The 18107-nt window shown below is 67.0% G+C and carries 19 protein-coding genes; 9 read left to right on the forward strand and 10 right to left on the reverse strand.

Going from position 1 to position 18107, the window contains the following annotated elements:
• From ABD243_RS14725 to ABD243_RS14740, 4 genes are all read right to left on the reverse strand, one after another.
• A partial coding sequence (locus ABD243_RS14725) for an amino acid ABC transporter permease (protein WP_344367180.1) occupies positions 1 to 787 on the reverse strand: 787 nt, incomplete at its 3' end.
• The gene (locus tag ABD243_RS14730) at positions 784 to 1434 is read right to left on the reverse strand and encodes an amino acid ABC transporter permease (RefSeq protein WP_091249013.1); all 651 of its coding nucleotides are present in this window, start codon (positions 1432 to 1434) and stop codon (positions 784 to 786) included. The genes ABD243_RS14730 and ABD243_RS14725, both read right to left, overlap by 4 nt.
• A gap of 99 nt (positions 1435 to 1533) precedes the next feature.
• Positions 1534 to 2418, reverse strand: a complete 885-nt coding sequence (locus ABD243_RS14735) for a glutamate ABC transporter substrate-binding protein (protein WP_116767331.1) — start codon at positions 2416 to 2418, stop codon at positions 1534 to 1536.
• Between the two features lie 63 nt (positions 2419 to 2481).
• On the reverse strand, positions 2482 to 3237 hold the full coding sequence (locus tag ABD243_RS14740) for an amino acid ABC transporter ATP-binding protein (protein WP_091249018.1): 756 nt from the start codon (positions 3235 to 3237) through the stop codon (positions 2482 to 2484).
• A gap of 217 nt (positions 3238 to 3454) precedes the next feature.
• On the opposite strand from ABD243_RS14740, the gene ABD243_RS14745 reads away from it, so the two are divergent.
• The 4 genes from ABD243_RS14745 to ABD243_RS14760 all read left to right on the forward strand — a co-directional run bounded on the left by ABD243_RS14745 (position 3455) and on the right by ABD243_RS14760 (position 6509).
• A complete protein-coding gene (locus ABD243_RS14745) occupies positions 3455 to 4354 on the forward strand; it encodes an LOG family protein (protein WP_237563450.1) in 900 nt (299 codons plus the stop codon).
• A gap of 48 nt (positions 4355 to 4402) precedes the next feature.
• Complete coding sequence (locus ABD243_RS14750) at positions 4403 to 4759, forward strand: DivIVA domain-containing protein (RefSeq protein ID WP_344367186.1); 357 nt, start codon at positions 4403 to 4405, stop codon at positions 4757 to 4759.
• A 101-nt stretch (positions 4760 to 4860) separates the two neighbouring features.
• Positions 4861 to 6042 carry a hypothetical protein gene (locus tag ABD243_RS14755; RefSeq protein WP_344367387.1) on the forward strand — a complete coding sequence of 394 codons (1182 nt, stop codon included), beginning with the start codon at positions 4861 to 4863 and terminating at the stop codon, positions 6040 to 6042.
• Positions 6043 to 6341: 299 nt separating this feature from the next.
• Complete coding sequence (locus ABD243_RS14760) at positions 6342 to 6509, forward strand: DUF3117 domain-containing protein (RefSeq protein ID WP_079550332.1); 168 nt, start codon at positions 6342 to 6344, stop codon at positions 6507 to 6509.
• 126 nt (positions 6510 to 6635) lie between these two features.
• Here the strand turns inward: ABD243_RS14760 and ABD243_RS14765 are convergent, their stop codons facing one another.
• Positions 6636 to 7268: an O-methyltransferase gene (locus tag ABD243_RS14765; RefSeq protein ID WP_091249026.1), complete on the reverse strand. Its 633-nt coding sequence runs from the start codon at positions 7266 to 7268 to the stop codon at positions 6636 to 6638.
• 292 nt (positions 7269 to 7560) lie between these two features.
• Between ABD243_RS14765 and sigE the strand changes: the two genes are divergently transcribed.
• The 3 genes from sigE to ABD243_RS14780 all read left to right on the forward strand — a co-directional run bounded on the left by sigE (position 7561) and on the right by ABD243_RS14780 (position 10094).
• Positions 7561 to 8214, forward strand: a complete 654-nt coding sequence (gene sigE / locus ABD243_RS14770) for an RNA polymerase sigma factor SigE (RefSeq protein WP_116767334.1) — start codon at positions 7561 to 7563, stop codon at positions 8212 to 8214.
• 8 nt (positions 8215 to 8222) lie between these two features.
• Entirely contained in the window at positions 8223 to 9617 is a 1395-nt protein-coding gene (locus ABD243_RS14775; RefSeq protein WP_344367406.1) for an anti-sigma factor, read from the forward strand.
• Positions 9618 to 9698: 81 nt separating this feature from the next.
• Positions 9699 to 10094 carry a twin-arginine translocase TatA/TatE family subunit gene (locus ABD243_RS14780; protein WP_116767336.1) on the forward strand — a complete coding sequence of 132 codons (396 nt, stop codon included), beginning with the start codon at positions 9699 to 9701 and terminating at the stop codon, positions 10092 to 10094.
• A gap of 106 nt (positions 10095 to 10200) precedes the next feature.
• Here ABD243_RS14780 and ABD243_RS14785 read toward each other — a convergent pair whose 3' ends face one another.
• Genes ABD243_RS14785 through ABD243_RS14795 form a run of 3 tightly spaced genes read right to left on the reverse strand, consistent with a single transcriptional unit; the run spans position 10201 to position 13437 of the window.
• A complete protein-coding gene (locus ABD243_RS14785; RefSeq protein WP_344367193.1) occupies positions 10201 to 11328 on the reverse strand; it encodes an Mrp/NBP35 family ATP-binding protein in 1128 nt (375 codons plus the stop codon).
• 11 nt (positions 11329 to 11339) lie between these two features.
• Positions 11340 to 12173 (reverse strand): DUF1003 domain-containing protein, encoded by an 834-nt coding sequence (locus ABD243_RS14790; protein WP_425547216.1) that lies wholly within the window; start codon positions 12171 to 12173, stop codon positions 11340 to 11342.
• On the reverse strand, positions 12154 to 13437 hold the full coding sequence (locus ABD243_RS14795; protein ID WP_091249035.1) for a magnesium transporter MgtE N-terminal domain-containing protein: 1284 nt from the start codon (positions 13435 to 13437) through the stop codon (positions 12154 to 12156). Before ABD243_RS14795 ends, ABD243_RS14790 begins: the two co-directional genes overlap by 20 nt.
• 77 nt (positions 13438 to 13514) lie before the next feature.
• Between ABD243_RS14795 and ABD243_RS14800 the strand changes: the two genes are divergently transcribed.
• Complete coding sequence (locus ABD243_RS14800) at positions 13515 to 14387, forward strand: YflT domain-containing protein (RefSeq protein ID WP_344367196.1); 873 nt, start codon at positions 13515 to 13517, stop codon at positions 14385 to 14387.
• Between the two features lie 161 nt (positions 14388 to 14548).
• Here ABD243_RS14800 and ABD243_RS14805 read toward each other — a convergent pair whose 3' ends face one another.
• Positions 14549 to 16132, reverse strand: a complete 1584-nt coding sequence (locus tag ABD243_RS14805) for an aminopeptidase P family protein (RefSeq protein ID WP_116767339.1) — start codon at positions 16130 to 16132, stop codon at positions 14549 to 14551.
• Between the two features lie 135 nt (positions 16133 to 16267).
• Here ABD243_RS14805 and ABD243_RS14810 point away from each other — a divergent pair, with 135 nt between their 5' ends.
• Entirely contained in the window at positions 16268 to 17113 is an 846-nt protein-coding gene (locus ABD243_RS14810; protein WP_344367199.1) for a PHP domain-containing protein, read from the forward strand.
• A 104-nt stretch (positions 17114 to 17217) separates the two neighbouring features.
• Here ABD243_RS14810 and ABD243_RS14815 read toward each other — a convergent pair whose 3' ends face one another.
• On the reverse strand, positions 17218 to 18099 hold the full coding sequence (locus ABD243_RS14815; RefSeq protein WP_116767341.1) for a DNA-methyltransferase: 882 nt from the start codon (positions 18097 to 18099) through the stop codon (positions 17218 to 17220).
• Between the last annotated feature and the right edge of the window lie 8 nt (positions 18100 to 18107).

The raw sequence follows: 18107 nt of genomic DNA on the forward strand, positions 1-18107 counted from the left end.
CGGCACGCTTGGAGCCGCGGCGTTCGAGCCAGATGGCCAGGCGGGAGACCGCCAGGTCGATCGCGATGTAGATGGCCGCGGCGACGAAGAACACCGGGAACAGGTACTGCGGGCCGAGGAAGTCGGCCATGACCTGCACGGCCCGGAGCAGCTCGCCGTAGGCGACGATGTAGCCCAGCGAGGTGTCCTTGAGCAGCACCACGAGCTGCGCGACCAGCGAGGGCAGCATGCGGCGGATGGCCTGCGGCAGCTCGATGGTCAGCCGGGACTGGAAACTGGTCAGGCCGATCGCCAGGCCGGCCTCGCGCTGGCCCTTGGGCAGCGACTGGATGCCGGCGCGGATGATCTCGGCAAAAATTGCGGAGTTGTACAGGACCAGGCCGGCCACGACTGCGACGAACGAGCTCGTGGCAAAGACGAGCAGAACGAACAGCATCATGAGCACCACGGGCATGCCCCGCAGGAATTCCAGCACCACCCTGATGGGCACCCGCACCCAGGCGTTGTCCGAGATGCGCAGCAGGCACACGAGCAGGCCCAGCGGGAAGGCAATGACGGCCGCCACGGCCGCGGCGGCGAGCGTCGCGCCGATGCCGTTGCCGATCAGCACCCAGACATCGGGAATCTGGAAGACCGCCCAGCGTTTGGGGTCGAAGATTCCCTGCTGGGCCAGGGTCATGACCGCCAGGACGAGGAGGCCGCCGATCACGATGACGCCGATGATCGAGCCGATCAGCGAAATCCGGCGGGCTTTGGGGCCGGGGACGTCGTAGAGAACAGAGCTCATCGCGCGATTGCCACCTTTCGTTCAACGAAGTTGGCGAGGAAGCCAAGCGGGACGGTTATCAGCAGGTAGAAGAATGCGATGCCGACCAGGACCCACACGACGGCGTCGCCGTTGGCGTTGGCCAGCTGCTTGCCGTAGCCAAAGAGTTCCAGTACATAGAACGCGCCTGCAACGGAGGAGTTCTTGACCAAAGCGATCAGGATGTTGATCAGCGGCGGGATCACGGTGCGCAGGGCTTGGGGGAGGATTATGAGGGTGAGCACCTGGCTGAACTTCATGCCGATGCTGCGGGCCGCTTCGGCCTGGCCCACCGGGACGCTGTTGACGCCGGACCGCACGGCCTCGGCAATGAAGGCCGAGGTGTAGGCGCTCAGGGCGATGATGGCGGCGACCTCGAACTGTTGGAACGTGATGCCGAGGCGGGGCAGGACCACTGCCGCGAAAAAGAATGCAATGGTCAGCGGGGTGTTCCGGACGATCTCGACGTACACCATGCTGAAGCCGCGCAGCGCGGCGACGGGGGAGACTCGGGCCGCCGCGAGCACGGTGCCGACGATCAGGGCAATGATCCCCGAGACCACGGACAGGAAGAGGGTTCTGAGAAAACCGTCCCAATACTGGGGGAGGTTTTCAATGATGACGTCCATAAGTTCCTTCAGCTGCGTTGACGGGATTCCAAGCGAAAGACGGCAGTGGCGGCCGCCGGGCTGCGGGGTAACCGCGGGCCCGGCAGCCGCCACAGTCGGCTAGTAGCGGTCGATCGTGGGAAGCTCGGGCGCGGTCTTGATGACGGTGCCGGCGGTGTCTTCCCAGGCCTTCTTGTAGGACCCGTCCTTGGCGAAGGCTTCCAGCTGGTCGTTGATCCACATGCGGAAGGCCGTGTCGTCCTTCTTCAGGCCGATGCCGTACGGCTCCTTGGTGAAGGTCTGGTCGGAGGCCAGCTTGAAGGCATCCGGTTCCTTGGATACGAACCCGGCCAGAATGACGTTGTCCGTGGTGACGGCTTCAACCTGGTGGTTGCGCAGCGGCTCAAGGCAGGCGGAGTAAGTCGCGGCAGGAACCAGGACTGCTCCGTACTTTTCCACGATCGTGGCGGCCGGGGTGGATCCGGTCACAGAGCAGACGTTCTTGCCCTTGAGGTCCTCGGGCTTGGTGATGGAGTTGTTGTCCTTGTTCACCATGAGGGCCTGGCCGGCCTCGTAGTACGGGCCGGCGAAGTCAACTTGGGTCTTGCGCTTGTCGTTGATGGTGTAGGTGGCGACGATCATGTCCACCTTGCCCTGCTTGAGGAACTCCTCGCGGTTGGCAGAGACCGTTTCAACCCACTCGATCTTGTCGGCGGGGATGCCCAGCTTGGCGGCAATCAGCTTGCCGATTTCGACGTCGAAGCCGACAGGCTTGCCGTCGAGGCCCTTCTGGCCGAACAGCGGCTGGTCGAACTTGGTGCCGATGGTGATCTTTCCTGCGGATGAAAGCTTGGCCATGGTGGAATCGGCAGCAAAGCTCGGCTTCTCGGCTACAGGCGGGTTGGTGGTAGTGGAGGAGCTGCCGCCACAGGCGCTCAGGGTGAGCGCCAGTGCTGCGGATGCCGCAACCAGAAGGGATTTCCTCCGGGTCAAAAATGCCTTCATGACATTCCTTTCATTGGTCGGCCGCCTTCCGGCGGCCGGGGTGCGAACTCGCGAGTGAAGAACTCAGTGCGTCAGAAGTTTGGACAGGAAGTCTTTGGCCCGGCTGCTCTTGGGGTTAGTGAAGAATTCCTCGGGGGTCGCGTCCTCGACGATCTGGCCGTCGGCCATGAACACGACGCGGTCGGCAGCCTTGCGGGCGAAGCCCATTTCGTGGGTGACCACGATCATCGTCATGCCCTCCTTGGCGAGCTGGACCATGACGTCCAGGACCTCGTTGATCATTTCCGGGTCGAGGGCGGAGGTGGGCTCATCGAAAAGCATCACCTTCGGCTTCATCGCCAGGGCGCGGGCGATGGCAACACGCTGCTGCTGGCCGCCGGAGAGCTGAGCGGGAAGTTTGGGGGCCTGATGCCCGACGCCGACCCGCTCCAGCAGTGCCATGGCGTCTTTGTCGGCCTCAGCCTTGGAAACGCCCTTGACCTTGATGGGGCCGAGGGTGACGTTCTCCAGGATGGTCTTGTGGGCGAACAGGTTGAAGGACTGGAAGACCATGCCGACGTCGGCGCGCAGCTTCGCCAGTTCCTTGCCCTCCGCAGGCAGTTCCTTGCCATCGATCCTGATGTCGCCGTCGTCGATTGTCTCGAGGCGATTGATGGCGCGGCAGAGCGTTGACTTGCCGGAACCCGAGGGGCCGATGACAACAACAACCTCACCTTTGCGGACATTCAGGTTGATGTCCTTCAGGACGTGCAACTGGCCGTAATGCTTGTTCACGGCCTTCAGGGAGACGAGCGCATCGCCGGGCACTTGAGTAGTCATATAAAGAATCTAACGAAGATTGACAAGATATGACGGCAATCACGCAGTTTGGTGCAGATCGTGATTCAAGAGATACCTGTACGCCCTGGTCCCCGGCGCGGCCATTGCCCGCTCTCCGGCCGCTGTTTTGCGCCTCTGGGCCGCAGGCGGTCGCAGCCCGCCGCCGGGCGTGGCGCCGCCGCGCCGAAGCCGCGGGCGCGGTGTTCCGCGCTAGCCTATGGGCATGAGTACCGATCCGCAGCACGGCCCCGAGCAAAACCCCGAACAGAACCCCGCCGGAAAGCCGGCCCGCGAGGTCCGAAGCACCCCGGCGCCGAACGGGATCCGCCATAAAGGCCCGCTCGAGCTGCGCCGGAAGGCCGCCAAGGTCACAATGTCGGACCAGACCCTGCTCGACACCAAGGGGCCGGGCCAGTTCGTCCACACCGATCCCTGGCGCGTCCTGCGGATCCAGAGCGAGTTCGTGGAAGGGTTCGGCGCCCTCGCCGACCTGGGCCCGGCGGTCAGCGTATTCGGCTCCGCCCGCACGGTGCCCGGAACCCTCAACTACGAGCTCGGCGTCGAGGTCGGGCGCAAACTGGCCGAGGCCGGACTGGCCGTGATCACGGGCGGCGGCCCGGGGTCGATGGAGGCCGCCAACAAGGGTGCCGTTCAGGGCAATGGCGTTTCGGTGGGGCTCGGGATCGAGCTGCCCTTCGAACAGGGCATGAACCAGTGGGTGGATCTGGGCATCAACTTCCGGTACTTCTTCGCCCGCAAGACCATGTTCGTCAAGTACGCCCAGGGCTTCATTGTGCTCCCCGGCGGCCTGGGCACCTTGGACGAGCTCTTCGAGGCCATGGTCCTGGTCCAGACCCGCAAGGTCACGTCCTTCCCGATCGTCCTCGTGGGAACCGCGTTCTGGACCCCGATGCTCGACTGGGTCCGGGACACCCTCGTCACCGAGGGCATGGTGTCCGAGGAGGACCTTGACCTCGTGCAGGTAGTGGACGATCCCGCGCTCGCCGTCGAACTCGTCGTCGAGGGCGCGGCCCGTCATCGGAACCCGAACGGGGGCTCCACCAACGGGAACGGCACTGGAAACGGCAACGGAAAGGGCGGCGGAACGCGGGGCTGAAGCGCCGGGCTGAGCGCACCGGCGTCCGGCTTCTGGCACGATGGTCTAGTGAGTCTCTTTCTGGTCTTCCTTGCGATTGCGCTGATCGGCGTCGCCATCCTTCTGGGTACCGGCCTGGCGCCGAAAATCTTCCGCCGGGACACGGCCGGCGGCGCTGACGTGCCCTTTGAGGACGGTTTCGATGAGCCGGTCGCGTCCCTGCCGCCGGTCCTGCTGCCTGACCGTGCGGCCGCGACGGACATCGACCATCTCCGATTTGCCGTCGGGCTCCGCGGCTACCGGATGGACCAGGTGGACCAGGTCCTTGACGATCTGCGGGACCAGATCACCGTCAAAGACCAAAAGATCGAGGCGCTGGGGGAGGAACTGGAACGCCTCCGCCGGCCGACAGAGCAGCGTCCGTGAGCCACGTGGAGGACCCGGAGGCAGTCCCGGCGCTTGACGCCGGGGGACAAAGGGGCCTGAACGCGGCGGCGTGGAGCAGCATCGCGGCGGCCGGCGCCCGGATGTCGCGGTGGCCGTGGTGGGTCCAGGTGGCCGGCCTGTACATCGCCGCCCGTCTGGTCAGCGCCTGCATCTTTATGGCCGCCGCGCTGCACCAGGGCGTGAATCCCTGGTTTCCCGCGAAACCGGACTACTGGAACTTCATCAACATCTGGGACGCCCGTTGGTACTCCGAAGCGCTGCAGAACGGGTATCCGGCGCTGCTGCCGACAGACGCGGCCGGCACCGTTCAGGAGAACGCGTGGGCTTTCTACCCGCTGTTTCCCGTGCTGGGCAGGGTGGTGTCCGGGCTGACGGGCACGGGTCCGGCGTGGTCGCTGACGGCCATTGCGCTGGCCGCCGGGCTGGGGGCAGCCCTCGTGGCCTACAGGATTTTCCGGCACCGGGCCTCCCACCGCACGGCACTCTGGGGGATCATCTTCCTGGCGGCATTCCCGGTGGCGCCGGTGCTGCAGGTGCCCTACGCCGAATCCCTCAACCTGCTGCTCCTTGGCTCCGCGCTGCTGCCGGTCATGGAGCGCCGATACCTGTGGGCCATGCCCGTGGTGCTCCTCATGTGCCTTTCCCGGCCTACCGGGGTCCCGTTTGCGGTGATGATGGGGCTGTTGTTCCTCTACCGACTCTGGCAGCGCCTGGCAGGGCGCCCCCCGCGCGGGGTTCCCGTCCACACCAACGCGCAGCTGTGGTCCCTGGGCGGGCTGACAGCCGTCAGCGGGGTCGGTGCGCTGCTGTGGCCGGCCATCGCCTGGGCCGCAACCGGTGATCTCGGGGCCTACACCAAGACCGAAACCGCATGGCGCGGCGATGACCTGGTGCCGTTCAAGCCATGGTTCGACACCGGCATCATGCTCTTCGGGCCGACGCTCGGAGTGCTGGCCCCGTTCCTTTTCGTGGCCGCTTTTACGCTTTTCATGATGTCGCGGCCTGTGGTTGCGCTGGGCGCTGAACTGAGGCTCTGGTGCTGCTGCTACATGGGTTACCTGCTGGCCTTCCTGCAACCGCAGACCAGCACGTTCCGGATGCTGCTGCCGCTGTTCCCGCTCGCCCTCAGCGCCGCACTGCTCTCGCGCTCCCGCGCCTACCGGGGAGCCGTGGTGGTCATGTTCGTCCTGCTGCAGATCGTCTGGATTGTGTGGCTGTGGGCGTGGGCGCCGCTGCCGGGCGGAGGGGACTATCCGCCGTGACCCACGGCACCATTTCGCGTTGCCGCCCCGGCTTTCCGGGGCGCGCTGGAAAGTCCAACGATTAGCTCCGGGCGCATTGTTACGCGATAATAGAGGATAAGCAAGGACAAGAAGCACACTGAGTTTAATCGCGGGCGGTTTGATGGCAAGCGGTTGATTCGCAAGCGGTTTATTCGTAAGCGGTTGTGAGCGGGTCTGTCACGGCGGCCTCCTGGAGCGCTGCCGGACGGCTTGATTGACCAAGCGGACGCAGCCCGGCCGGGCTGGTATGTCAGGGACTAATGGAGGGGATATTCCTTATGGCGGCAATGAAACCACGCACCGGCGACGGCCCTATGGAAGTGACGAAAGAGGGACGAAGCTTGATCATGCGTGTTCCGCTCGAAGGCGGGGGGCGGCTCGTGGTCGAGCTCAACGCTGCTGAGGCGACAAACCTCAAGGAATGCCTCGTCGGCGTCACCGAATAGCTTCACACCAAGAGCTTCGCAAGAGGGCGGGGTCCCAGCCACCAGGCTGCGGACCCCGCCCTTTTCTGCTTGTGCGTCCCCTGCTTGTGCGTCTCCTGCCTGTGCCTGGCGCGTGGTTCCTGACGCCTACTTCTTGACGGCGATGAGCAGGCCGTCGCCGGTGGGCAGCATGGCGGAGGCGAGTCGGTCGTCGTCGCGGATGGACTTGCCGATCTGGCGGAGCACCACGGTGGTGGCGTCCCGGGCGGCCGGGTTCGCCACACGGTCCTTGTCGAGGGCGTCGTTGACGATCAGCAGGCCGCCGGACTTGAGCAGCCGCACGGCCTGCTCCACGTAGCTGGGGTAGTTCGGTTTGTCGGCATCGATGAACACGAGATCGTAGGCCCCGTCCGTCAGCCGCGGCAGGACGTCGCCGGCGCGGCCCGAAATGGTGCGCGTGCGGTTGGCGGGGCTGCCGGCTTCCTGGAACGCTTCGCGCGCCGCCTTGAGGTGTTCGACGTCGACGTCGATCGTCGTCAGGACCGCCTGCGGACCGAGCCCGCGCAGGATGCACACGCCGGACACCCCGGCGCCGGTGCCGATCTCCACGGCGGTCTGTGCCTTGGACGCCGCTGCCAGCACCGTCAGCACGGCACCCACGCCTGGGCCGATCGGCGTCACGCCAAGCTCGAAAGACCGTTCGCGCGCGTGCAACAGGACCTCATCCTCGGCAGGCAGATCTTCTGCGTAGGACCAGCTCGTGGACTTATCGGCGCTCATGGGTAATCGCTTTCTGGGCGGCAGGGGAGTACTCCCTACAGCGTACTGTGTCCGACGGGACGCGACACGGAGGCGGCGGGGCCGTGGCCCCGGCAGACGGGCAGGCGATCCGCCTCGGGGCAGACGTTCTGCCTTCGGCGGAAGACTGCGTCGCGTCAGGAAATTCCCAGCTTATTTTGAAATGATGGGTATCCGCTCATCCGCGTGGTGATCGGCGTCGAATGAAGAGTGCAGGAACCTGCGCGAGCAGGCACCGTTCAGGCGTAGGTACCATCCATGAGGGGAGCGGACGATGTCGGTTCTGACACCTGTCCCGGCAACTGAGGCAACTGATCCAACCGGCCAGCCCGGCACCGCGGCGGAAGCCGAATGGGTACGGCCCACCTGGGAGGAAGTGGTGACGAACCACTCCGCCAAGGTCTACCGCCTTGCGTACCGGCTGACCGGAAACAAGTACGACGCCGAGGACCTCACCCAGGAGGTGTTCGTCCGGGTGTTCCGTTCGCTGGAGAACTTCAGGCCGGGCACCCTGGACGGCTGGCTGCACCGGATCACCACCAACCTTTTCCTGGACCAGGCCCGGCGCAAGAGCCGGATCCGCTTTGACGCCCTGGCCGACGACGCCGAGTCGCGGCTCCCCGGCCGGGAACCCGGCCCGGAGCAGAGCTTCGAATTCAACAACCTCGACGTCGATGTTCAGGCCGCGCTTGAAGAACTGCCCCCGGACTTCCGGGCCGCCGTCGTGCTGTGCGACCTCGAGGGCCTGTCCTACGACGAAGTCGCCGCCGCGCTGGACATCAAACTCGGCACCGTCAGGTCCCGCATCCACCGCGGCCGGACGATGCTGCGCGAAAAGCTCGCGCACCGCGACCCGCGCCCTGCACAGCAGGCCAAGCAGTCCCTCAAGCCGCGGCTCAAAATGCCGCGCATCGCCGGCCTCCTCTGAAGCGGTCCATGGGTCTACTGAAACGTTTGCTGGGCGGTTCCGGCTGCAGGTTTTCGGGCAGGACCGGCCGTAGCCGCATCGGCGCCACCCGGAAGCTGTCCGCCGGCCACCACGATCACATGGAGACCTGCGCCGAATGCCGCGCCCGGCAGCAGCGCGAGCGCCAGTACCTGGAGAGGCTCCGCGGCGCCGCCGTGCCCGAGGCCAGCGAGGACCTGACCGCACGGCTCCTGGCACGGACCGAGCAGTTGGCCGCCGAACGCGCTGCCGCAGAAGGCACAGACTCAGCACGAGCTGATACGGCACCGGCGGACACAGCCCGTGCAGGCACAGCCCCTGCAGGCAGCGCGCGGGCGGACACGGAAGGCGCGGAATCGGCCTGGGCGGACACAGCGCCGGGAGGCACGCATCGGGCGCCAGAGCGTTTGCCCGCAGAAGACTTCACGACAGATCGGCCAGGGACGGACCGGCCGCTTGGCGGTTGGGCGGCGGAGGCCGCGCATCCCCAAGGCGGCCGCCGCCGCGGCCCGCGCCTGCCCGCACTGGCGGCTGGAGGGGCCGTAGCTGCCCTCGCCCTCATGGCCGGCACCGCATACTTCATGGGAGGCGACGCCACAGTCCTGGCTGACGGCGCAGAGACCTCCAAACTCTCCCACCCCGACACCGCAGGGCAGCTCGCCACCGGAGAGCCGCTTACCACGGGGAACCTGTCTGATGTCGACGGCTCCAGTGCCGGCGGAACCGGCACCGCCGGCGTCCCGGGGGACGCGGGAAGCGGACCCTGGGTTGGACTCGGCCCGGGCGGCGAACCCGATTTCACCCCGGCCGGGGCGTTGAGCGCCGGGCAGCTTGCGGCTTTGCGGGCGCAGGGATGGACATGTCCGGAACTGCGGGACCTAGGATTCCACCTGATGTGGGCCCGGGCCGGTGTCATGTCCGGGGACGCGGTCCTGGAACTTCGCCTCACGGACGGCCGGCACTTCGCCACGGTCCTGGAACAGCACGATTCCGCGCCGCGGGTGCCCGGAACGCCAGCGGCACAGGCCCGGGCGGATGCTTCGCCAATCAACGTGCTGACGGGCCACACCGCCATGACGGACGGCTTCACGGTGGCGAAGGCCGGTACGGCCGCAGCCCCGGAATCCGGGCCTGACGCCCGGCCCGGGGCCGGACCCGGGGACAATGCGCTCTGGGTCAACCCCGGCCCGCCCTACCGGGCCATCTACCAGACCGCCGCGGCCACCTACACGTACGTGTCGGACCTGCCGGCCGATCAGGCCGGCGACGGCGCTGCCGCCCTCACCCGGGTAAGCAGCCCAGCCTCGGCGCCCGCGTCACGCGACGGAATCCCGGAACGGATCGAGCGCGGGCTGAGCCGAATCCTGGAGCACCTGGCCCCGTGAGGCAGCAACGGGGTCGACATCGTAGGCATCCCGACTTCGCGAAGTCGTCGCCAGCCCGAACGAGAGGGTAATCTTCCTAAAGTGCTTGGAATCAATGGACCGGAGTTCTTACTTCTGCTGATCATCGGCCTTCTGGTGATTGGTCCCAGCAGGCTGCCCGAATACACCCAGAAACTTGCCAATATCGTCAAGGAAGTGCGCCGGATGGCGTCGGGTGCGCGGGAACAGATCAAGGAAGAAGTCGGCATCGATATCGACGAGGTCGACTGGAAGAAGTATGACCCCCGGCAGTACGATCCGCGCCGGATCATCAAGGAAGCGCTCCTGGAGGACGACACCAAGCCGGTGAGCTCCGGGGCGCCCGTAACGGTTTCCGCGGCTGCGGCCGCCACTGCCGTCGCCGAACACCGCCCGGCCCGGGTCTTTGAGCGGCTGCCCGCGGGCGAATCAGCGCCCTTCGACTCAGAAGCGACCTAGGACCTCACGCGGCCCCGCCCAATATGCGGCCCGGCCCGAATGATCCTGCCCCGGTCTGAGGACGCCAACAGCGGCGCCAGCCGTCTGCCTCAACCTGCCGCCGCGGTCAGCGGGGCTGCAGACCCAGCGGCATGCCCTTGAGCCCGCGGGGCACCGACGCCAGCTTCCCGGCGATCCCGGCCAAGGCAAGGGCAGCCGGCGTCTCGGGACGGCCCAGCACGAGCGGCACCCCGGCATCTCCGCCCTCACGCAACAGGACTTCGAGGGGAATCTGGCCCAGCAACGGGACGTCCTCACCCACGGTGGCGGAGAGGCGCTCGGCGAGCACGGCGCCGCCGCCGCTGCCGAACAGTTCCATCCTGCCGCCGTCGGGCATTTCAAGATAGGACATGTTTTCCACGACGCCGGCCACGGTCTGGCCGGTCTGCGTGGCGATCGCCCCGGCCCGCTCGGCAACATCCGCGGCGGCCGCCTGCGGGGTGGTCACGACCAGGATCTGGGCCTTGGGCAGCAGCTGGGCTACGGAGATCGCGATGTCGCCCGTGCCCGGCGGCAGGTCCAGGAAGAGGGCGTCGAGGTCGCCGAAGTACACGTCCGTGAGGAACTGCTCCAGCGCCCGGTGCAGCATCGGCCCGCGCCAGGCGACAGGCTGGTTTCCGGTGACAAACATGCCGATGGAGATGACCTTGACCCCGTAGGCCACCGGCGGCAGGATCATGTCGTCCACCCGCGTGGGGGCCCGGGTGATGCCCATCAGCGCCGGGACGGAGAAACCGTACACATCCGCGTCCACGATCCCCACGCGAAGCCCCTGGGCCGCCAGCGCGCACGCCAGGTTGACCGTCACCGAAGACTTGCCCACCCCGCCCTTGCCGCTCGCGACGGCGTACACCCTGGTCAGGGAGCCGGGAGCGTTGAACGGGATGCCGCGCTGGCCGCCGGAGCCGCGCAACTGCTCCTTGAGGGCGTCGCGCTGCGCCTGCGTCATGACTTTCAAGTCAACATCGACGCCGGTGACGCCCGGGACGGCGGACAGGGCAGCTTGGGCGTCCGCGGTGATGGTGCCGCGCAGCGGGCAGCCCGCAATGGTCAGAAGCACCACAAGCCGCACCCTGCCGCCGTCGGAGATCTGCACCGACTCCACCATGCCGAGCTCGGTGATGGGGCGGCGGAGTTCAGGGTCGATCACGGTGGCAAGTGCCTCGTGCACTGCCTGTTCCAGCGGGGTGCTCATGCGGGCGATGCTCAGCTTTCGGGGAAGGTGCGGTGTGCAGGCAGGCGGGCGGGGTCGGCAGCATCGGCAGTGAGGCTCGACGGCGGGTTCGCGGAGGCGTTCAGTGGCGGGTTCGCGGAGGGGTTCAGTGGCGGGTTCGCTTTCCGGTCCTCCTGCGCTGTGTCCCGCTTGCCGCCGGTCTTGACGCGGGGGATCTGCTGGGTCCGGGGCCCGCGCTGCTTGTCGCGACGCTCCTTCAGCTTCTCCTTGACCTTGTCCCGCGGGGTCTCGTGGGCGCCGGCAGAAGGATCATGCGTGCGCAGTTCCTCCTGCGCCTCCAGCATGTCCTCCAGCAGGCTGCGCAGCTCGGCGCGGACGTAGTCGCGGGTGGCGACCTCGCGCAGCGCGATGCGCAGGGACGCAAGTTCCCGGGTCAGGTACTCGGTGTCGGAGAGGTTGCGCTCAGCCCGCTGCCGGTCCTGCTGGAGCGAGACCTTGTCCCGGTCGTCCTGGCGGTTCTGCGCGAGCAGCAGCAGCGGAGCGGCGTAGGAGGCCTGAAGGGAGAGCATGAGGGTCAGCAGGGTGAAGCCGAGTGCCCGTGAATCGAACTGCCATTCAACCGGGGCCCACGTGTTCCAGCCCAGCCAGAAGACACAGAACACGGTCATGTAGAGCAGGAACTGCGGGGTGCCCATGAAACGGGCGAAGCCTTCCGTGGCGTGGCCGAAGGCGTCGGGGTCGGGACGGAAATTGGGCAGGATACGTTGCCGGCCGCTGAGAGGCGTGTCCAGGCCGCCGGATGTCCTGCTGCCGGGGCGGACGTTGGAGGTCCGGGGTGCGGTGGGATCAGCCAATGCGGCCTCCAAGCTTCCTTATCGGGGCGTCGTCCTCGTGGGCGCGCCAGTCGTCCGGCAACAGGTGATCAAGCACGTCGTCAACAGTCACCGCCCCCACAAGCCGTCCGTCCGAGTTGACCACGGGGAGCGAATTGAGGTTGTAGGTGGCCAGGGCCCGGGCCACCTCACTGATATGGGCCTGGTCGGAAACCGGTTCCAGGCTCTTGTCCACGAGGTTGCCCAGCGGCTCGGGCGGCGGGTAGCGCAGCAGCTGCTGGATATGCACGACGCCGAGGAAACGCCCGGTGGGGGTTTCCAGCGGTGGACGGGCAACAAAGATTGAGGACGCCAGCGCGGGCGAGAGTTCCTCCCGGCGGACGTGTGCTAGTGCCTCGGCGACGGTTGCCTCCGGGGGAAGGATCACCGGAACCGGCGTCATGAGGCCGCCGGCGGTGTCCTCGTCGTATTCGAGCAGGCGGCGGACGTCCTCGGCGCCTTCGGGTTCCATCAGCTGCAGGAGTTCCTCGGCCTGCGCGCTGGGAAGTTCGGCGAGGAGGTCCGCGGCGTCGTCGGGATCCATTTCCTCCAGGACGTCGGCGGCGCGGTTGATGTCCAGCGCGGAGAGGATCTCCACCTGATCGCCTTCGGGCATCTCCTGCAGGACGTCGGCGAGCCGTTCGTCCTGGAGTTCACTGGCGACCTCGAAGCGGCGCTTGTCGCTCATTTCCTGGAGTGCTTCGGCGAAGTCGGCCGGTTTGAGGTCCTCGTGCGTCGCCACGAACTGGGTGGCGGCCTGGGGCTCGGTCTTGGCGCCCTGTTGGGCATCGGCCCAGTCGATGATCATGGTTTCGTTGCGGCGCAGCCGGCTCAGCGGTGAGAGGGAGTGGCCGCGGCGTACGAAAAGCTTGCTCACGAACCAGTCGCCCGAGCGGTGCTTGTCCATGGCGATGTCCTCGATGGTCGCGTCTCCGCTGCCGTCCGCGAGGGTCACCCGGCGGTCGAACATTTCAGCGACCACAAGGGTTTCCGCACCGCGTTGTTCGAAGCGGCGCAGATTGACCAGGCCGGTGCAGATGATCTGGGTCTGGTCGATGGACGTAATCCGGGTCATCGGCACAAACACGCGCTTCTTCCCGGGGACTTCGACGACGATACCCACCACGTGCGGGGCGCCCCTGGTTCCGCGGGAGAGCACCACGACATCGCGCAACCGTCCCAGACGGTCGCCCAGTGGGTCAAAGACGTCCAGTCCGAGGAGGCGCGCGACAAACACCCGCGTAAGATTTGTGCTCACTCATACAGGCTACCCAGTCTGCTCTCTTTTAGCTGAATTTCCAGCCGTATACCAGCCGGATGGGTGAGAATGGGCGTATGTCAAACATTTTTGGTGCTCCCAGGGCCGGTGCCCCCAACGGCTCGGACGAGGCCCGCGCCGTCCCGAGAGGCGACGTCGTCGGTTCCTACAACTCCTACCTGGATGCCCAGAAGGCGGTGGACTACCTGGCGGACCAGCAGTTCCCCGTGCAGATGGTGTCGATCGTGGGCAACGATCTGAAGATGGTCGAGCGGGTGACCGGCCGCCTGACCTACCCGCGGGTCGCCTTGTCCGGCGCCCTCAGCGGCATGTGGTTCGGCCTATTCGTCGGCGTCATGCTCTCCTTCTTCTCCACGACCCCCGGGTATTTCTCGATTGTGACGTCCGTGCTGATGGGCGCCGCATTCTTCATGCTGTTTGGCATCGTCACCTACGCCATGCAGCGCGGCAAGCGCGACTTCACCTCAACCAGCCAGGTGGTGGCGACCAACTATGACGTGGTGGTCTCCTTCGAGGCCGCCGGCGAAGCGCGGCGCCTGCTCCACCAGTTGCCCATGACGCCGCATGACGCCTCCGGCTACCGGCAGCAGGAACCCCAGCAGCACAACCCGCAGCAGCCGGGCCCGCAGCAGCCAGGCCAGCTGGGCCATGCACCCCAGCGCCCGGCGGGCTGGAACGATCCCTACGGCCAGAGAACGCCGGAGCCCGGCAGCGAGCCGGCCGGACAGTACCAAGGCGGCCAGCCCCAGCAGGCCGGGACCCCGGGCCACGCCCCGGCGGCCCCGGGCACGGAGGAAGAGCCGGCCCGCCCGGCAGGCCGGGTCTCCGGCGTGACCTACCCCGACCTCCCGGACGGCCGCCCGCAGTACGGGGTCAGAGTCACGGACAGCGACAAACCCGCGCCGGGCCACGACGGCCAGCAGCACTAACCCGCGGCAGAAGAAAGCTTCAGAAGAGAAGAGGCCTGCACGAGACAATCGGCGAAAGAAGCCTCACAAGAAGCTAGCCTCACAAGAAGCTGCAGATGCAGAAAAGGGAGGGTCCCAGGGGCCCTCCCTTTTCTGTGCTTCTTCGGCTCGTCTGGCGGACGTTACGGCGTCTGGCCGTCGAATTCCAGGTAGATGCCCGCCATCCAGGACTCGACGTCGTCCGCCTTGCGCGGCAACGCAGCGCTGAGGTTGACCGGGCCGTCGGCCGTCATGAGGATGTCGTCCTCGATCCGGACACCGATGCCGCGGTATTCCTCGGGGATGCCGATGTCCTCGTTCTTGAAGTACAGGCCGGGTTCGATCGTGAACACCATTCCGGGTGTGAGCACGCCGTCGAGGTACAGGTCCCGCTTTGCCTGCGCGCAGTCGTGGACGTCGAGGCCGAGGTGGTGGCTGGTGCCGTGCGGCATCCATCGGCGGTGCTGCTGCCCTTCGGCGCTGACGGCTTCCTCCACGGAGACGGGCAGGAGGCCCCATTCGGCGAGCCGCTCCGCGAGAACGGTGGTGGCTGCGGTGTGGATGTCCCGGAATTTGGTGCCCGGCTGGGCGGCCGCGAAGCCGGCGTCGGCGGCGTCGAGCACGGCCTCATAGACCTTGCGCTGGATCTCGGTGAACTTGCCGTTCGCCGGCAGGGTGCGGGTGACGTCGGCCGTGTACAGGGAATCGGCCTCGACGCCGGCGTCCAGGAGCAGCAGTTCACCGGCAGCGATCTTTCCGGTGTTCCGGGTCCAGTGCAGGATGGTGGCGTTGTTGCCGGACGCGGCGATGGTGTCGTAGCCGAGTTCGTTGCCGTCCTCGCGGGCCCGGGCGAAGAACGCCCCTTCGACGACGCGCTCGCCGCGGTGGTGGGTCAGCGCCCGCGGGAGTGCCTTGACGACCTCCGTGAAGCCTGCCACGGTGGCGGCCACGGCGGTCTTCATCTGTTCGATTTCCCACTCGTCCTTCAGCAGGCGCAGCTCGGAGAGGGCCTCGCTGAGCTTCTCGTCCAGGGCGTCGAGGACGCTCAGGTCAAGGTTGTCAGGATCCTTGGCCGTGTTGTAGCGGGCGGTGTCCACGAGGGCGTCGATGTTCTCGTCAACCTTGCGGACCAGCCGGATGGAGATGCCGCCGATCTCGGGCGCACCGACGTTCTTGGTGATGGCGAGTTCGAGTTCGCTGATGTCCGCGGTGTCCAGCCCGAGCCGGGCCTTGAACTCGGCCAGGGTGGGGCGTGCGCCGATCCAGAACTCCCCGGAGCGGGAGTCGGCGTAGAACTGCTCGGTGTCGCGGCCTGCCAGCGGGCGGAAGTACAGCGTGGCGTGGTGGTTGCCGCCGTCGTCGCCCGTGCCCTCGGCCACCGGCTCCAGGATCAGGACCGCATCGGGCTCGTGGTCCACGCCGAGGCCGGTGAGGTGCGCGAAGGCCGAGTGCGGCCGGAAGCGGTAGTCGCAGTCGTTCGAGCGGACCTTCAGCGGGCCGGCGGGGATGACCAGGCGTTCACCTTTGAACTGGCCTGAAATGGCGCGGCGCCGGGCTGCTGCGTGGCCGGCGACGGCGTCCCGCTCGGGGAGCTGCTGCATGGCCGGCGCCCAGTTGCTGGCCATAAAAGCCTTGAAAGCGTCGGAACTGGGCCGCTGCGAGCGGTTGTTGACGCGCTCTTCGAGGGGCTGGGAAGCGGAGACTTGGGTGTTATCTGCATCGTTCACCGTCCAATAGTCTCACCAGCGCCGCGGCTTAGGCCAACGGCGCGCTCCCGCCGCACGGCAACTGCAACGCGCGGGCGCAGGGCATAGACGCGCGGGGCCGGGGCATTGGACCGGGCCATCTACTAGGCTGGTGAGGTGAGAATTGACCTGCATGCGCACTCGAACGTTTCCGACGGCACCCAGGCGCCGGCCGACGTCGTTGAGTCCGCTGCCGGCGCCGGGCTGGACGTCGTCGCGCTGACCGATCACGACTCCACGGACGGGTGGGCGGAGGCCGCCGTCGCGGCCCGGAAAACGGGGGTCGCCCTGGTCCCGGGCATGGAGATCTCCTGCCGGACCCGGGAAGGCATCAGCGTCCACCTGTTGAGCTACCTGCATGACCCGGCCCACCCCGGACTCCTTGAGGAAATCACCAAGGCCAAGGACGCCCGGCACACGAGGGCCCAAAAGATGGTCACCCTGCTGGCCGAGGACTACCCGCTGACATGGGACGACGTGATCCACCACGTCGCGCCGGGCGCCACCCTCGGCCGCCCGCACATCGCCGACGCCCTCGTGGCCGCAGGCGTGGTGGAGGACCGGGCCGAGGCCTTCAGCTCCATCCTTACCTCACACTCGCGCTACTGGGTCCAGCACTACGCGCCGGATCCGGCGCTCGCCGTCGAACTGGTCCGGGAAGCCGGTGGCGTGCCGGTTTTTGCGCACCCCGTCGCGTCTGCCCGCGGACGGATCGTGGGGGAGGGGACGTACCGGGAAATGATCGACGCCGGGCTGGCCGGCCTGGAAATCTACCACCGGGACAACCCCGAGGAGGGCAGGGTCTTCCTGCGCCGCATCGCCAAACGGTACGGCCTGCTGGTCACCGGGTCCTCGGACTACCACGGCGCCGGGAAGCCGAACCTGCTGGGGGAAAACCTGACCTCGCCCGAAGTCTTTGCCCGGATCGAGGAACTGGGCACCGGCTCCGCCGTGGTGCGCTGAGCCCTTCCCGAACCTGATTGCGCTATCACTTGTGGTCGGTCAGAGGCCCGGTTACCCGCCACAAGTGATGGCGCATCGCGACGAAAGGCGGGCGGGACCGCGGGTCAGGCCCCGGGGTCCGGCGGGAACGCGGTGAACTGCGCTTTCGCGGCCAGTCGTTTGGCCATGACGTCGACGGCCGCCTGGTTTTGGTCCACGCACACGAACCTGCGGTCCAGCTTCGCAGCCACGGCGCCGAGCGTGCCGGAACCGGCGAAGAAGTCCAGGCACCAGTCGCCCGGCCGGCTCGAGGCCGCGACCACGCGCCGGATGAGGCCCTCCGGCTTCTGCGTCGGGTAGCCGGTCTTCTCCTTGCCGGTGGGCGAGACGATGGTGTGCCACCACACGTCGGTGGGAAGCTTGCCGAGCTCGCGCTTGGCGGGGGTGACGAGCCCGGGTGCCATGTACGGCTCACGGTCCACCTCGGCGCTGTCGAAGTGGTACTTCGCCGGGTTCTTGACGTAGACAAGGATGTTGTCGTGCTTGGTGGGCCAGCGGTATTTGGCCCGTGCACCGTAGTCGTACGCCCAGATGATCTCGTTCAGGAAGCATTCGCGGCCAAAGATCGCGTCCAGCATGACCTTCGCGTAGTGCACCTCGCGGTAGTCCAGGTGCAGGTACAGGGTGCCGTCGTCGGCCAGGAGCCGCCAGGCCTCCACGAGCCGGGGCTCGAGGAAAGACCAGTAGTCGCTGAAGGCGTCGTCGTAGCTGTGCAGCGCGCCCTTGATGGTGTCATAGGACCGGCCCTTGAACCCGACGCGGTCACCCTCGCCGCCGGCGTTGAGGACCATCCGGGTTTCCTGGCGCCGCTGCACCCGGCCGGTGTTGAAGGGCGGGTCCACGTAAATCAGTGTGAAGGCGCCGTCCGGCAGCGTGGGGAGGTATTCCGCGTTGTCCGCGTGAACCACCAGGTTGCTGCCGTCCGGCGCCCAGACGGTGTCAGTCATGGAGGGGA

It is taken from the genome of Arthrobacter humicola (assembly GCF_039531445.1).
Lineage (GTDB): Bacteria > Actinomycetota > Actinomycetes > Actinomycetales > Micrococcaceae > Arthrobacter > Arthrobacter humicola.

What these genes read in the sequence shown, in the direction of transcription:
- ABD243_RS14730 (WP_091249013.1), bottom strand. Translation starts at nt 1,434, where the DNA reads ATGGACGTCATCATTGAAAACCTCCCCCAGTATTGGGACGGTTTTCTC.
- ABD243_RS14735 (WP_116767331.1), bottom strand. Translation starts at nt 2,418, where the DNA reads ATGAAGGCATTTTTGACCCGGAGGAAATCCCTTCTGGTTGCGGCATCC.
- ABD243_RS14740 (WP_091249018.1), bottom strand. Translation starts at nt 3,237, where the DNA reads ATGACTACTCAAGTGCCCGGCGATGCGCTCGTCTCCCTGAAGGCCGTG.
- ABD243_RS14745 (WP_237563450.1), top strand. Translation starts at nt 3,455, where the DNA reads ATGGGCATGAGTACCGATCCGCAGCACGGCCCCGAGCAAAACCCCGAA.
- ABD243_RS14755 (WP_344367387.1), top strand. Translation starts at nt 4,861, where the DNA reads ATGTCGCGGTGGCCGTGGTGGGTCCAGGTGGCCGGCCTGTACATCGCC.
- ABD243_RS14760 (WP_079550332.1), top strand. Translation starts at nt 6,342, where the DNA reads ATGGCGGCAATGAAACCACGCACCGGCGACGGCCCTATGGAAGTGACG.
- ABD243_RS14765 (WP_091249026.1), bottom strand. Translation starts at nt 7,268, where the DNA reads ATGAGCGCCGATAAGTCCACGAGCTGGTCCTACGCAGAAGATCTGCCT.
- sigE (WP_116767334.1), top strand. Translation starts at nt 7,561, where the DNA reads ATGTCGGTTCTGACACCTGTCCCGGCAACTGAGGCAACTGATCCAACC.
- ABD243_RS14775 (WP_344367406.1), top strand. Translation starts at nt 8,223, where the DNA reads ATGGGTCTACTGAAACGTTTGCTGGGCGGTTCCGGCTGCAGGTTTTCG.
- ABD243_RS14785 (WP_344367193.1), bottom strand. Translation starts at nt 11,328, where the DNA reads ATGAGCACCCCGCTGGAACAGGCAGTGCACGAGGCACTTGCCACCGTG.
- ABD243_RS14800 (WP_344367196.1), top strand. Translation starts at nt 13,515, where the DNA reads ATGTCAAACATTTTTGGTGCTCCCAGGGCCGGTGCCCCCAACGGCTCG.
- ABD243_RS14815 (WP_116767341.1), bottom strand. Translation starts at nt 18,099, where the DNA reads ATGACTGACACCGTCTGGGCGCCGGACGGCAGCAACCTGGTGGTTCAC.